Origin of the sequence: Pontibacter populi (assembly GCF_040278685.1) — a bacterium.
Classification (GTDB): Bacteria; Bacteroidota; Bacteroidia; order Cytophagales; family Hymenobacteraceae; genus Pontibacter; species Pontibacter populi.
Window position 1 is genome coordinate 361,393 of the sequence record NZ_JBEOKT010000001.1, and the last position, 13,776, is coordinate 375,168.

General features: G+C 45.9%; 15 protein-coding genes. 6 read left to right on the forward strand and 9 right to left on the reverse strand.

Annotation, left to right across the window (positions count from 1 at the left end; translation table 11 throughout):
* The 4 genes from ABS362_RS01495 (at position 1) to ABS362_RS01510 (ending at position 3,643) form a co-directional block, all read left to right on the forward strand.
* On the forward strand, positions 1-1,320 hold the full coding sequence (locus ABS362_RS01495; RefSeq protein ID WP_350410360.1) for a sensor histidine kinase: 1,320 nt from the start codon (positions 1-3) through the stop codon (positions 1,318-1,320).
* Positions 1,321-2,165: 845 nt separating this feature from the next.
* Complete coding sequence (locus ABS362_RS01500) at positions 2,166-3,005, forward strand: class I SAM-dependent methyltransferase (protein ID WP_350410361.1); 840 nt, start codon at positions 2,166-2,168, stop codon at positions 3,003-3,005.
* A 107-nt stretch (positions 3,006-3,112) separates the two neighbouring features.
* Positions 3,113-3,406: a Bor family protein gene (locus ABS362_RS01505; protein ID WP_350410362.1), complete on the forward strand. Its 294-nt coding sequence runs from the start codon at positions 3,113-3,115 to the stop codon at positions 3,404-3,406.
* A gap of 45 nt (positions 3,407-3,451) precedes the next feature.
* Positions 3,452-3,643 (forward strand): hypothetical protein, encoded by a 192-nt coding sequence (locus tag ABS362_RS01510; RefSeq protein ID WP_350410363.1) that lies wholly within the window; start codon positions 3,452-3,454, stop codon positions 3,641-3,643.
* A gap of 120 nt (positions 3,644-3,763) precedes the next feature.
* Here ABS362_RS01510 and ABS362_RS01515 read toward each other — a convergent pair whose 3' ends face one another.
* From ABS362_RS01515 to ABS362_RS01555, 9 genes are all read right to left on the reverse strand, one after another.
* A complete protein-coding gene (locus ABS362_RS01515; protein ID WP_350410364.1) occupies positions 3,764-4,708 on the reverse strand; it encodes a ComEA family DNA-binding protein in 945 nt (314 codons plus the stop codon).
* 3 nt (positions 4,709-4,711) lie between these two features.
* Entirely contained in the window at positions 4,712-4,870 is a 159-nt protein-coding gene (locus ABS362_RS01520; RefSeq protein WP_350410365.1) for a hypothetical protein, read from the reverse strand.
* 6 nt (positions 4,871-4,876) lie between these two features.
* Positions 4,877-6,529 (reverse strand): sodium-dependent transporter, encoded by a 1,653-nt coding sequence (locus ABS362_RS01525; RefSeq protein WP_350410366.1) that lies wholly within the window; start codon positions 6,527-6,529, stop codon positions 4,877-4,879.
* Positions 6,530-6,692: 163 nt separating this feature from the next.
* Positions 6,693-7,598, reverse strand: coding sequence for an SDR family oxidoreductase (locus tag ABS362_RS01530; RefSeq protein WP_350410368.1), 906 nt, complete (start codon positions 7,596-7,598; stop codon positions 6,693-6,695).
* An 8-nt stretch (positions 7,599-7,606) separates the two neighbouring features.
* Positions 7,607-8,248 carry a peptidylprolyl isomerase gene (locus ABS362_RS01535; RefSeq protein ID WP_350410370.1) on the reverse strand — a complete coding sequence of 214 codons (642 nt, stop codon included), beginning with the start codon at positions 8,246-8,248 and terminating at the stop codon, positions 7,607-7,609.
* A gap of 538 nt (positions 8,249-8,786) precedes the next feature.
* Positions 8,787-9,740: a hydroxymethylbilane synthase gene (hemC, locus tag ABS362_RS01540; RefSeq protein ID WP_350410372.1), complete on the reverse strand. Its 954-nt coding sequence runs from the start codon at positions 9,738-9,740 to the stop codon at positions 8,787-8,789.
* Between the two features lie 9 nt (positions 9,741-9,749).
* On the reverse strand, positions 9,750-10,880 hold the full coding sequence (locus ABS362_RS01545; RefSeq protein WP_350410374.1) for a DNA polymerase III subunit: 1,131 nt from the start codon (positions 10,878-10,880) through the stop codon (positions 9,750-9,752).
* Positions 10,881-11,008: 128 nt separating this feature from the next.
* On the reverse strand, positions 11,009-12,217 hold the full coding sequence (locus tag ABS362_RS01550; RefSeq protein ID WP_350410376.1) for a GlmU family protein: 1,209 nt from the start codon (positions 12,215-12,217) through the stop codon (positions 11,009-11,011).
* 75 nt (positions 12,218-12,292) lie between these two features.
* Positions 12,293-12,538, reverse strand: coding sequence for a type B 50S ribosomal protein L31 (locus ABS362_RS01555; RefSeq protein WP_350410377.1), 246 nt, complete (start codon positions 12,536-12,538; stop codon positions 12,293-12,295).
* Positions 12,539-12,712: 174 nt separating this feature from the next.
* On the opposite strand from ABS362_RS01555, the gene ABS362_RS01560 reads away from it, so the two are divergent.
* Positions 12,713-13,222, forward strand: a complete 510-nt coding sequence (locus ABS362_RS01560) for a phosphoribosyltransferase family protein (protein WP_350410379.1) — start codon at positions 12,713-12,715, stop codon at positions 13,220-13,222.
* Between the two features lie 18 nt (positions 13,223-13,240).
* Positions 13,241-13,744 (forward strand): hypothetical protein, encoded by a 504-nt coding sequence (locus ABS362_RS01565; protein WP_350410381.1) that lies wholly within the window; start codon positions 13,241-13,243, stop codon positions 13,742-13,744.
* Positions 13,745-13,776 lie beyond the last annotated feature (32 nt).

Consider the following 13,776-nt stretch of genomic DNA (forward strand, 5'->3'; position numbering starts at 1 on the left):
ATGCGGCTCCAATCCAAACTCACCCTTTTCAGTGCTATTTCCAAGATCGTGGTGGTATTGCTATTAATAGCTCTACTTCCGCCGCTTATACACCGTGTGGCAATAGTTAACACCGATAAGCGCCTGAACGAGAAAAAGGACAGCGTACTGGAGATCATCAGCAACCAGGGCATCGGTAACTTTGTAGCCGAAGGCAGCGAAGGCGCTTACGGTAGCTATAACCTGCTGAAGGAAGAGTTTATTTCGATAGAGCAGATACCCGAGCCTATAGTTGTGGATACGGTGGAGAACTCGCTGCGCAAAGTTGAGAACGAGATTGTAGAGTACCGCGTACTCAGCCTTACATTTGAGGTAGACGGCAACTATTACCTGCTCGAAATTGGCCGGAGTATAGACACTATACAGGAAAGCATAAACACCATGCAGCAGTATGCGCTGTACTTTCTGGCAGCCGTTATCCTGATCACCGTTTTCATCGACCTGGCTTTTAACAAGATTCTGCTGCAGCCACTTATAGTTATAGTCCGGCGCCTGAAGAAGATCGGACACCCAAGTACATTCACGCCCAAAACTATAAATACCACCACCTCCGATTTCCTGTACCTGAACAACGCCATTAACGACATGATGGGCCAGATACAGGATGCTTTTCAGAAAGAAAAAGAGTTTATCGGAAACGTGTCACATGAGTTGCTAACGCCTATCTCTATTCTGCAAACGCGTATGGAGAACCTGCTCACCGACCCCGAAATGCCCGAACACCTATTGGTAAAGCTAGTCGACAATCAAAAAACACTTCACCGGTTAAAAAATATCATACAGGCGCTTTTACTGATATCCCGCATCGAGAACGAGCAATACCTGAAGAACGAGGAAGTAAACTTAACCGTGCTGGCCAACGAAGTAGCCGAAGAAATTGCGGATCGTGCCGAAGCCAAGGAAATAAAACTGCACCTTAACCTTGAAGACGACTGGACATTGCCACAAGCCAACTATTCGCTGCTATTCACGATGCTGTTTAACGTGGTAAGCAATGCCATAAAATATAACAAACCCAACGGCAGTATAACGATAAGCGGTGCACCAAAAGGTAAAGGCTACGAACTATGCGTTACTGACACAGGCGTTGGAATAGCCCAGGATCATCTGCCTAACATCTTTAACCGCTTCAAGCGCCTGCACGGTCCCGATAACGAAAGCTACGGCCTGGGTTTACCGATCGTGCAAACTGTAGCCCGCTTCCATAAGATCAAGCTCACTGTAGATTCAACTATAGATGTGGGCACTACTTTCTGTTTCAGGTTTAGCGGTAATAGTTAGTACCTGCACGTTCTTCGATTACTGGCGCGAGTCTCCAGACTCGTGACTTTTGATAATGTTGAGTCTCCTGACTCAACTGGCCCGATAGGGACAGAAATGGCAAAGGCGCTGGTTATAGTTTTATAGTTGGCGTGGTCCAACAACCCCTAACCCCTCAGAGCTACGCTCGCTACCTTCGAACTTACTTCTCGGTAGTCTAAGGCGGGGAGCTTTTGGCCTTCTACTTTGTCATCTCGAACAGCGTGAGAGATCTAGTACGGTTAAACATCCCCCTTCGCCCCCTTCAAAGGGGGACTTTCTGCCACTACTATAGATTGCTTTATAGTTCTATTGCTGCAGGTATAGAGCGGACAGGTCGCGACCTGTCCCTACAGAAATACAACTACGATAAAGTCGGAGCTTACCGGTTTAAACTATAGTTCAGCGGTTACTATGCGAAACTTCTCAGTCTTTGGGTTGAGCGCCTTTGATTTGTTGCGGTGGCGCAGCCAACCCGAGGCACGAGGGTAGCTTCAAATCAGCAGCGCGATGCCCGAAGACGGGGCCTCCCGGCCGTGAGGGCACCAAAGCTGGATTGAAACGATAGGTAAGTAAAGCTCCCAGGATTGGTATCAACTATGAAAGGAAAGGCCTGGTTTCAGCTGTAGAAAGCATTAACTATAAGTAGAGATAGATTTATCACTTCGTTCGAAATGACAGTGAAAACTTTAGCCCAGACGCTTGTAGGAGCGGAGGATTGCTCCGAAAGCTTTCGGGGACGCTGCAAGGTCTGGCAACTATAGTTTTGTACTAAAGTATACTTTTAAGTATAAATTAGCAGCTACATTTTATCAGCATATAAAACTATGGCAGACAAACAGCAAGACCCATCCGAAGAAAAATACCTGCATGGCTACTCCACAGAAGAGCAGCAACGCCTTTACAAACAGGCCCGCTTCATGGAGAATAAGATCTATTCTGATATTGACTTCTCTACGGTAACTAACCTTTTGGAAGTAGGCTGTGGTGTGGGTGCTCAATCTGAGATATTGCTTCGTCGTTTCCCGCACCTTTTCTTAACTGGCATCGATTACTCTGATAAACAGATAGAACAGGCGCAGAAATTTCTGGAAACGGTGCCTTACGCCAAAGACCGCTTTAAACTGATGCAGGAAAACGCTATGGACATGAGCTTTACGTCGCAGGCTGAGTTTGATGGTGCTTTTTTGTGCTGGGTGCTGGAACACATACCGGACCCGGCAAGAGTGTTATCGGAAGTGCGCCGCGTACTGAAACCAGGCAGTCCTATAGTTATTACCGAAGTACTGAACTCCAGCTTTTTTGTAGAGCCTTACTCGCCGAGCGTGCTACAATACTGGATGCGCTTTAACGACCTGCAATACGACATGAGCGGAGACCCGTTTGTAGGAGCCAAGCTGGGCAACCTGCTGCAGTCGGTTGGGTACCAGCGCATCACCACCGAACCTAAAACCTTCCATTTAGACAGCCGCAACCCGGCCAAACGCGCCGAAATGATCGCTTACTGGACAGAACTATTGCTAAGCGGATTGCCCCAATTGCTGGAAGCTGGTTACGCAGATGAAGAACTGGCTGATAACGTGAAAAAGGAAATGCAGGTAGTTGCTAAAAACCCAAATGCTGTGTTCTTTTACACTTTTATACAGGCCAAAGCTTTTACTTCATAGGGTTACATCATCAGCTTTGAAAATAGTTTAATACAACCTTATAGGCTTTTATTAATAATAGTTATTTCGCTATATTTGAAGTCTAAACCTTATTAATTTTTAGCCAAATGAAAAGAACTTTTAAAATGCTGGCTGCTGGCCTGCTGATGTCTACTATGATGACATCTTGCTACACTTACACTACTGTAGTTGGTAACGGTGCACAGGGCAACACGCAAGTAAGAAAAATGAACCACTACGTGATCTATGGTCTTGCTCCGGTTGGTGTTTCTAACCCTGCTGAAATGGCTGGTGGCGCTACAGATTACACTGTTAAGACAGAGCACTCATTTCTGGATGGTCTGATTGCAGGTTTAACGTTCGGTATCTACACGCCAACAACTACAACTGTAACCAAATAATTAATTCAGGGGAAGTTCTGCTTCCCCTGACCTATTTCTCTACCTATGCGTTTTGTTTTACTTTGTGTATTTGTACTGTTGCTTATAGTTACCGGCAGCATCGTTTTCTCTATCGATATCTACAGGCTAAACGAATTCGGCTGGGGTTACTTTACTGGCAAAGCTATGCTGATGCTGCTGAGTTTAGCAGGTCTGTTCTTTACCGGCCGCAGCATTTTCAAGAAGATATCAGCTTAACTATAGTTTCCTTTACAGCTTAAGTTTCAGGTTATAGGCAGTTCCTTTATCTTCATAAAAGATGTGACCTGACAAGCTTTTACTCATTCCTTCAAGTTACAACACCACGAGTGTATTCTTTTACACTCCCAGGTAAGGCTTCAGTTTTTCGTACTGTTCGGGCTTTACTATTTTAATCTTTTTCAACTCTTCCACGCTCTCAAACCGCCCGTGCTGCTCGCGGTAAGCAACTATAGCGCGGGCCAGGTTCGATGTCATATACGGGTGGGTGCGCAGTTCTTCTATCGTTGCGGTATTCAGGTTTACAGGTTTTGGCGCATGCGCTTTGGCTACAAAGGTGTACTTGTTGAGGCTGTCTATTATTTCAGGTTGTAGCCCATACACTTCAGCTAACTGCTGCAAACTATAAAAGCCACCCAGCCTGTCGCGGTACTTCACTATGCGCGCCGATAATTTACTACCAATACCCCGTATCTGCTTTAGTTGGGCAGTATCGGCAGTATTTATGTTAAAAGGGGCAAGTATAAACTTTTCGCGGGGTTTTGCATCCCAATTAGGTGTAGGCCGTGGCCGGCTGCTACCGATGCTTCTGTTGCGGCTATAGTTGTCGGGCCTGGTTTCTGGAAGATCTATAAATGGGTAAAGCCGCTTAAAAACAGAATCAGGCATGCCATAAATTCTTCCCAGTTCTGCTTTATAAGTAAGATCTCCAACCTTAGCCCTATAGTTTAAAATACGCTGGCTCAGGTATTTCGGCACCCCAAACGCCTGCCATTGATCCAGGGTTAATGCGTTTGGGTTAAAAGCACGAAGGGGCACAGCAGGCACTGCGTTTGGTCCTCGTCTATAGTTGTCCGGAACCGTTTCCAGTTGTGCGACCAGGCTATCCAACAGCTTTTTATCTGATGTGCTGGTGCTTATAGTTTGGCCCGAACTATAAAGTTTTGAAAAAAGAAATGGTGCTGCCGTAAGCAGCACCATTATGGTTATCAGCAACAAGAAACCGTTTACCTCGCTCTGCGAAAAGCCAAAGTAGTTACGTATCCAGTGCTTTAGTTTTCTCATATATTACAGCATCGGCTGACGCCCCGGGTCATCGTCGTTCTCCAGATACGAGTCTGGCTCCGGTTTCGGTGGTGTTCTAAGCACCAACGCGAAAAAATATATCATCAACCCTGTTACCAGGAGCAAGGTTGTGAGCATGATGATCAATGCAGATGTATTCATGGTTTCTTAGATTCTACCTTCTCTAACTCTTTTTTTATACGCAATGTATACCAACAGCGCAAGGCTCAGGAATACAGTTACCAACAGTATACGCGATGCATTCACAAAGAACAACGTATCTTCCAGGTGGGCAATTTGCGCAGGATCTGTAGCGGCAGCCAATTGTTGTTTCAGGCCACTGTTCATCAGCTTCTTAATGATCGAACTATCGTCCAGTATCCATTCGCCACTTAAAGCAGCTCCCCAGTCGCCACCTTTTGGTGTGATAAGCGAGCCAACAAATACCCAAAGCAACAACAGTGGTGTCACAAATTTGATGATGAAGCGATAAATACCCGGTACTTTAATGTCAGAACCTGAATTGATCTCTCTCCAGCCTTTATCCATACCGAATACCCAGGCAAACAGTATAGTCTCGAGTAAGGCAAACACTACCAGAGAAACTGTACCTGCCCAGTAGTCATATTCATCAAATACGCCATAGTTAAAGAACAACACAGTTGGCATACCCAACACCAGTACGATCAGGCCGAATGACCAGGCTGCTGATTTACGGCGCCAGTTAAACTCATCCTGCAGGAAGCCGATCCAGGGTGTACCCATCGCCAGCGACGAAGTGATACCGGCAAAGAACAGCAAACCAAACCACATAAAGCCGGCAACAGCACCAAGCACATCACCCCACTGGTAAAACAGGTAAGGTAACGTACGGAAACCAAGTCCAAGGCCACCACTCTGCACCAGTTCTGTTACACGGTCGATGCCCAGGTAACCGATAGAGATCGGGATTAGGATAGCACCACCCAGTACAACTTCCACAAACTCGTTCATCCAACCTGCCGACATCGCATTAAGGGCAATATCGTCTTTAGAGCGAACATAAGAAGCGTAGCAATGCACCGTACCCATACCTACTGACAGGGTAAAGAAGATCTGACCGGCAGCTGCTAACCAAACACTTGGCGACCAAAGCTGCTCGTAGTTTGGTGTCCACAGGAAGTTTAGGCCTACTGCGCTATCGTTAATCGCACCGTTCTCGCCGGCTACAATAGTAAAGCCTTTATAAGCCAGGAAAGCACCGAATAAGATCAGCAACGGCATACCAACTTTAGCAACACGCTCCACCCCTTTTGCTAAGCCCTGAGATAATATCCAGGTGTTAAGCAACAAGCAAATTACAAAGAAAACGATCGGTTCATAAGGGATACCGAATGTAGATTCACCCAGGTTAACGTACTCGTTAAAGAAAGCAGAAACAGCGTTCTGGTCCATGCCACTGAAAGTACCGGCAAGCGAGTGGAACATGTACGATAGTGTCCACGACTCCAGGTAACAGTAGTAAGCCGCTACTGCAATATTGGTCCAGATACCGAATACGCCAATGTACTTCCAAAGGCGATGACGGTGCATGGTATCAAGTATGAACGGAGTAGAATGGTGACCGAATTTGCCACCGAAGCGACCAATCGACCACTCGATCCATAAAAGCGGAATACCCATTACCAGGAAACAAACCAGGTAAGGAATAATAAATGCGCCACCGCCATTCTGCACGGCCTGAACCGGAAACCTCAGGAAGTTACCGAGACCAACAGCATTACCGGCCATGGCCAGAATGAGACCCACTCGTGAGCCCCAGGATTCTTTGTTAGCACTCATAAAAAAGGTAGAAGTTGATTAGTTTAGTTAGGTTGTTAAGTGTATAGTATTCTGACTTTAAGCTTACAATTTAGGGATTGCATGCGAGAGTGCCATATTAAATTCTATATTTTTAATATTTTACCGACCAAACACGATTATCCCGGGACGAACCTGAAAACAACTATTGCGCAGCCTGCTCGGCCACAACCCGGATGCCTTCGGCGAAAGAGTGCGGACGATAGCCTAAGTCTTTTTTAGCTTTTGTGATGATGAACCCGGTTTTAGGCGGGCGCTTTGCCGGTTGCGTGAAGGTATTGCCATCTGCCTTATCAATCAGCGATTTGTCGAGGTTAAAGTAATCGGCTACCTGCAGGGCCATGTCGTAAGGGGTCAGCATTTCGGAGCCGGAGATGTGGTAAATACCTTCGGCATCGTGCTTAGCAGCCAGCCAGCAACCCATCGCCAGATCCTCGGCCAGGGTTGGCGTCCGGAACTGATCATCTACGACTTTAATAACTTTACCGGCCTGCAAACTATCGCGCACCCACAGCACAATGTTGGTGCGGCCATAGTCGTGGGCTACACCATAAACCAGTACAGTGCGTAGTATGGCCCATTTGCATTTGGCTTTCCTTACTATCTCTTCGGCCAGGCGTTTGGTTTCGCCATAAAAATTTACCGGGTTAGCTTCTGCATCTTCGCTATAAGGTCCGTCTTCGCCGTCAAATATAAAGTCCGTAGACACATGGATCAGGTGCACATTATATTTCTCGCAGGCATCAACCAGGAATTGCACGGCATCACGGTTAAGCAGCAGAGCGCCCTCGCGGTCGGTTTCGCACTGGTCCACGTTGGTCATGGCAGCCGTGTGTATAATGTGGGTCGGCCTGAAGTCTGCAACTATAGTTTCTACCTGCGCTTTGTCAGTTACGTCCAGCGAGGCAAAAGGCACCTGCGGCAGTATAGTTGCCAGTTTATTTTCGCCGCGGCTGGTAGCCAGTATTTCAACGTCGGGCTGGTTAAGTAAAAGCTCCGCCAGTTTCTGCCCTAAAAGTCCGTTCGACCCCGTGATCAGTATTCGCTTCATAGTTATAGTTAGGCAGCAGGCTGGTTATAGTTGTACTTATACTTTTTGGCGATCTTCTTTTTCTTCACGCTTTCTACAGTTACCTTCATTTTAACATCTGTAAGCGGACGGTCGCGCTGGTTCTTTGGCTGCTCTGCTATCTTGTCTATCACATCCAGTCCATCCACTACCTGCCCGAAAACAGTATAGGCTTCGTCCAGCATTGGAGTGCCGTCATGGTTCTCAACTATGTAAAACTGCGATCCGCTCGATTCTTTCATTGGGTTTACCTGGTCGCCCATTCTGGCAGCAGCTACCGCGCCACGCACATGTTTATGGTTTGGAGTTATCTCGGCAGGAACGGTGTAACCAGGACCACCAGCACCATCATTGTTCGGGTTATCGTCTTTGCTGTTCGGGTCGCCGCCCTGTATCATAAAGCCGTCTATCACTCTATGGAAGGTTGTGCCATCGTAAAAACCCTCCTTTGCTAGCTTCAGAAAATTCTCTTTATGCTTCGGAGTATCATCAAAAAGCACCAGTTTAATATCGCCCTGAGGTGTACTGATAGTTACCAGTTGGTCTTTACCTTTTAGTTTTTGGGCAGATACAGTTACGGGTACTAAAAACAGCAGCGCTACTATAGCGCAAAGTATTTTATGTAGTCTCATAGTTAATATAGTTTTCCGAAGCTTGAAGTTTCCCATTTTTTCGCTGTAATCCAAACAGAACTGAGATTTACAGAATTAAATGGATTGTAAGATTATGTTTGAGCCGCAGTTTAATTGGGATTAAATAGATTCATCAGACATGCCGTAAGTTTAGCGGCAGCGTAACTTGTGGTTTATTATGACGCCAGCTTGTAACTGGCTTTCTGCGCCATCAGAAAAATGTTAACTCTACTCTATAGTTCAGATAATCTATAATTTATAGTTCTATAGTTGCAGCTATAGTTGGTTTTGCTTTTTCAAAGCAACGCAAGTTAAAAACTTGCTACCATACACAGCCACAAGTTACGCTGCCGCTAAACTTGCGGCATAAAGAGAAATAAAATCATACTACATCATCATTTATCCCCTTAATTACTGGTCAAAAAAAAGAGACGCAATATATTGCGTCTCTTCAAATCTTAAGTAACCTTCTAAATTTGCTTTAATCCCGGGCCAGCTTAATCCTGAAATCCCTGAATCTTAAAAATCTTAGTCCTTGTTACTCGCCTCTTTCAGCTCTGATCTCTTTCAAAATCTCTACGCCACCCTGACCAAGTATAGTTTCAGCAAGCTTTACGCCTATAGTTTCGGCTTCTGTTATCGGGGCTTCGAAAATTTCATATAAGTGCTTTTGCCCATCTAAGCTAACCAACCCGCCCTGTATGCTTAAGGTGTTTTCATCTTTCAGTGTGGCCAATGCAAATGATGGTATGCTGCAACCACCTTCCATTGTTCTCAGGAAAGCACGCTCGGCCAGCAGGCAATGGTGGGTCTCTTCGTGGTTCAGTGCGGCTTTAATACCTGCCTTCAGATCGGCAGCCATGTTGCGGGCACACTCTACGGCCACACTCCCCTGCCCTGCAGCTGGCACAAACTCATTTTCCGGAAACGTATGCACGATCAGGTTATCATAGCCCATGCGGTAAACACCGGCATAAGCCAGCATCAGAGCATCAAACTGCCCGTCTTCCAGCTTCTTCAGGCGGGTTTGCAGGTTACCACGAGATTCGGCGGTTTTTACGTTTGGGTAGTATTTTTTAAGCAGAGCGCGGCGGCGTGTTGAGGATGTACCTATAGTTGCGTTGCTATCGCGCTCCAGTTTAAAATCAGGGTTAAAGCTCAAAATAACGTCGTTCACTACCTCGCGCTCCATAAAAGCGATCAGTTCCAGGTCGGCTGGTATCGTGGACTGCACATCTTTGGCGCTGTGTACAGCAATATCAACGCTACCATCGCGCAGCTGGTCTTCCAGTTCTTCGGTAAAAACGCCTTTTGAGCCAATTTTATCTAAAGACTTATCAAGAACTTGGTCACCTTTAGTGCTGATGATGACGATCTCAGTAGCAAAGCCGGCAGCCTGTAACCTGTCGGCTACGGTGTTTGCCTGCCAAAGCGCCAGTTTGCTGCCGCGCGTACCAATGTTTATCGTTTTTATTTCTGTTGCTGTCTGCATGATTGATCTTTAATAGTTGCCACGCAAATAATGCGCGATCTGTATAGAGCTGTCTACGAAAACAATTTTAGGGTTGGCGTTCCGCTCGATGTGGTAATGTGCCTGGTTCAGTTCTTCGGCCATTAAAGCGCCGTTCTGCTGGTTAAACAGTTTCGAGAATTTCTGCACGAAGTCCATTTCATCAGCTGGCAGGTATTTTATCAGGCTGGCATCAACGCCATACAACATCACTTTCCGGAACAGGTTAAGCGCATACAGCAAAAAGTTCTTCTGGTTCTCACGACCCAGTTTCTGGAAATCTTCACTCATATCTATCAGTTCGCCAAACTTGTAACCGTAACAGCTACGCAGCCACTCCCTGAAAAACGTGAAATAATCGGAGCTTACTTCGGAGAGTAGGTTAGCGGCGGCATTCAGGTTGCCTTCGGCCAGCTGTGCTACCTGGTACGCAGTGGTCTGGTCGGTGCTATAGTTTTGCTGCAGCCAGGTTATTACTTCTTCTTCGGTAAAATTACGCACCTGCACTATCTGCGTACGCGATGTTATAGTTGCCAGCAGCTTCTCCGCAGACTGCGACACCAGCAGGAACACCGTTTTTGCCGGCGGCTCTTCCAGTAATTTCAGCAGGGCATTGGCGGCAAACGGGTGCATCAGTTCCGGCAACCAGATCAGCACAATCTTGTAGTCGCCTTCAAATGCTTTTAAAGAAACCAGTTTTACCAGTTGGCGGCTTTCTTCTTTCGAGATATTGCCTTGCTTGTTCTCAGCGCCGATGTGCTGCATCCACTCGTTCAGGCCCTGGTACGGGCTGGCAAGTACAAACTCGCGCCACTGCGTCAGGAATTTCTGGCTTAGAGCATCTTTAGCAGCTACATTTTTAGTAGCAGTAACCGGCATCACAAAGTTGAAGTCCGGGTGTACCAGCTTGTTTATTTTAGTGCAGCTGCTGCATGTTCCACATGAATCGTCGGGCTGCTTGTTTTCGCAGTTGATGTAAGTAGCATAAGCCAGTGCTAATGCCAGGTTCGCACTTCCCTCTTTGCCCAGAAACAGCTGCGCATGCGCCACATGGTTCTGCCGCACTGAGTTTACAAGCATCTGCTTCGTTTCCTGGTGTCCGAGTATCTGAGAGAACTGCACTTTATAGTTAGAAGTTTAGAAAGTTTGGAAGTTATAAAGTTAAATCAGTTTAGGATATATAGAGTTTAGGAGTTGAAAATCCTGTTCATCCATTAATCCTGTAAATCCTGATTCAGACAATTTAGCAATTAAACCTTGTCCCACACCCTGTACTGCTGGGTTTGGTTGAAGACTTCGGTCAGGATCGCTTTTTCGGTTTCGTCTAAAGCTTTTTGGCGGCGTTCCATTACTTTTTCGGCTACCTCAAATACTTTGCGTAACTGGTATGTTTCGAAGCCCGAAGCACCGCCCCAGCTAAACGAAGGCACAAAGTTACGCGGGAAACCAGTTCCGAAAATATTGGCGCTAACGCCTACTACCGTGCCGGTATTAAACATGGTGTTGATACCGCACTTGCTATGGTCGCCCATAATTAAACCGCAAAACTGCTCGCCGGTGTTCTTGAAGCCGCCACGCGTATAGTTCCATAGTTTAACCTGCGCATAGTTGTTCTTCAGGTTCGATGTGTTGGAGTCTGCACCCAGGTTGCACCACTCGCCTATGACAGAGTTGCCTAAAAACCCGTCATGGCCTTTGTTGGAATAACCCAGGATAACCGACGCACTAATCTCACCGCCAACCTTAGACTGAGGGCCAACCGTTACATCGCCGCGCATTTTGGCGCCCATGTTCACGTGGCTGCCTTCGCACAAAGCAAACGGGCCTTTTATTAAAGCGCCTTCCTGCACCTGTGCATTCTTACCAATATAGATCGGGCCATCTTCCGCATTCAGCACAGCTGCACGAATTTTGGCGCCTTCTTCAATAAATATGTTCTCCTCGTTGTAAACGGCTGTAAACTTATCGTTCACGGGCTGGCTTTTGCGGTCTTTGGTCAGCAGTTTAAAATCGCTGCGTATCTCGCGGCCGTTGTGCACAAATATCTCCCACACTTCGCGTAGAATTAGCACATTGCCTTCAAATTCGATGCGCTGACTCTGGCGGGCTTTCTCCATCAGCTCATCCACGCTGTCTATCTTCAGTCCGTCGCCGGCATAAGCCAACAGCGTATCGCCTTGCCAGTATGAGCTTCCAAAAGCCAGCCCCTTCATCTGCTCTATCATAGTTGCAGTAGGTATAATGGCTCCGTTTATGTAGCAGTTCTCGGTATCGTAGTAAGGCACAAATTTCTGCTTCAGGTAATCCTGGGTAAGCGAAGAAACCACCTGCCTAGTAAGCTCCTGCCATTTTTCAGCTATAGTTAAAATACCTGTGCGGATATCTGCCACCGGGCGCGTAAACGTGAGCGGTAACAGGTTCTGCCGGATAACCGGATCGTCGAAGAGAATGATGTTCATAGAGCAAAAATAAAAAAGTCTTCCCGAAAAATACGGAAAGACTCTTTAAGAAACGTTTTAACCGGGTGAAACCGCTTACTTTTTCTTGTAACGCGTGTTGAATTTCTCCACACGACCAGCAGTATCCACGAAAATGTTTTTACCAGTGTAGAAAGGGTGTGATGCAGAAGAAACTTCCACTTTAACTACCGGATATGTTTTACCGTCTTCCATAGTAACTGACTCATCAGAGTTCATTGTAGAACGCGTGATGAATTTGAAGTCACTTGTCATATCATGGAAAACAACCTCTCTGTATTCTGGGTGAATGCCTTTTTTCATTATTATAAACGTTAAATAACCTTAATTTCTAAATCGGACTGCAAATTTAACAACAATTTCTAAATTTAAAACGCTACTCACCAAATTATTTTAACCTTACCCTAAAATATTCTGCTACTGTAAATTATCTTCTAACTTTGCTTTAGCCGCCGGGCAAGTAACCAACTATAAACTATGACACACCCGCACCAACACCTGATACTGGACCAGACGCAGATAGAGCAGAAAGTAAAGCGCATGGCCTACGAGATTTATGAGCATAACTTTGAGGAGCAGGAGCTGGTGCTGGCCGGCATACACCAGAACGGTTCTGTGCTTGCCGAGATGCTGGCCACCCAACTACGCAGCATATCGCCGATAAACGTGCAGCTGCTAACTATAAAACTAAGCAAAGTGAGTCCGCTGGAAGTGCCTGTGCAGCTTGAGCCTGAAACTATAACTATAGCCGGCAAGGTAGTAATTATAGTAGATGATGTGCTGAACACCGGCAAAACACTGGCTTATACCTTAAACTCGTTCCTGCCCCAGAACCCGAAAAAAGTAGAGATCGCCACGCTGGTAAATCGTCACCACACCTTATACCCTGTCGCAGCAACTTATACTGGTTATTCGTTGGCTACCACCTTACGCGAGCACGTGGAAGTTGTGTTACAGGAGCAGGAAGTTGCCGCGTATCTGCATTAAGATTCAAAATCTATACACATGAAGTATATCCTACTAACATTGTTCGTTGCTTTTTCTTTTATCGCTGATGTAAAAGCTCAGAGTGATTTTGCCGAATGGAACAAAAACTATCCGAAAGTAGACATTCTCAAAGTACTTAACTGGGAACAACATTATGCTGATAGTATCGATGCAACTAAAGGCAAAAGGGAATACTATACCCGATTTGATAAGTATAGTTTTTCAGCTACATACTTAGGAGAGAAGAGAACTATTGATTCCAAAGTCATGAAATCGATGGGAAATGTCTTTAAATTATTTGGTGGAGACGCATCTCAACTCAATAGTATGGTTGAGAATGAGTATTTATTTCAGGTAGGGGAATTGACGTTTTGGGCACCAATACAAAAACAGCTTGAGAAACCTCTTAAAAAGGAAGTAAAAAAAGGAGCAACAGCCACACTATACTGCCTCTTCTTAAATGAGCACTCAAGTAATGGTTTATTTAATACGCTTCTCATATCGGAGTTTAATAAAAATTGACCCTTACCCCATCATCCATTAAACCCAAAACA

What these genes read in the sequence shown, in the direction of transcription:
- ABS362_RS01495 (WP_350410360.1), top strand. Translation starts at nt 1, where the DNA reads ATGCGGCTCCAATCCAAACTCACCCTTTTCAGTGCTATTTCCAAGATC.
- ABS362_RS01500 (WP_350410361.1), top strand. Translation starts at nt 2,166, where the DNA reads ATGGCAGACAAACAGCAAGACCCATCCGAAGAAAAATACCTGCATGGC.
- ABS362_RS01505 (WP_350410362.1), top strand. Translation starts at nt 3,113, where the DNA reads ATGAAAAGAACTTTTAAAATGCTGGCTGCTGGCCTGCTGATGTCTACT.
- ABS362_RS01510 (WP_350410363.1), top strand. Translation starts at nt 3,452, where the DNA reads ATGCGTTTTGTTTTACTTTGTGTATTTGTACTGTTGCTTATAGTTACC.
- ABS362_RS01515 (WP_350410364.1), bottom strand. Translation starts at nt 4,708, where the DNA reads ATGAGAAAACTAAAGCACTGGATACGTAACTACTTTGGCTTTTCGCAG.
- ABS362_RS01520 (WP_350410365.1), bottom strand. Translation starts at nt 4,870, where the DNA reads ATGAATACATCTGCATTGATCATCATGCTCACAACCTTGCTCCTGGTA.
- ABS362_RS01525 (WP_350410366.1), bottom strand. Translation starts at nt 6,529, where the DNA reads ATGAGTGCTAACAAAGAATCCTGGGGCTCACGAGTGGGTCTCATTCTG.
- ABS362_RS01530 (WP_350410368.1), bottom strand. Translation starts at nt 7,598, where the DNA reads ATGAAGCGAATACTGATCACGGGGTCGAACGGACTTTTAGGGCAGAAA.
- ABS362_RS01535 (WP_350410370.1), bottom strand. Translation starts at nt 8,248, where the DNA reads ATGAGACTACATAAAATACTTTGCGCTATAGTAGCGCTGCTGTTTTTA.
- hemC (WP_350410372.1), bottom strand. Translation starts at nt 9,740, where the DNA reads ATGCAGACAGCAACAGAAATAAAAACGATAAACATTGGTACGCGCGGC.
- ABS362_RS01550 (WP_350410376.1), bottom strand. Translation starts at nt 12,217, where the DNA reads ATGAACATCATTCTCTTCGACGATCCGGTTATCCGGCAGAACCTGTTA.
- ABS362_RS01555 (WP_350410377.1), bottom strand. Translation starts at nt 12,538, where the DNA reads ATGAAAAAAGGCATTCACCCAGAATACAGAGAGGTTGTTTTCCATGAT.
- ABS362_RS01560 (WP_350410379.1), top strand. Translation starts at nt 12,713, where the DNA reads ATGACACACCCGCACCAACACCTGATACTGGACCAGACGCAGATAGAG.
- ABS362_RS01565 (WP_350410381.1), top strand. Translation starts at nt 13,241, where the DNA reads ATGAAGTATATCCTACTAACATTGTTCGTTGCTTTTTCTTTTATCGCT.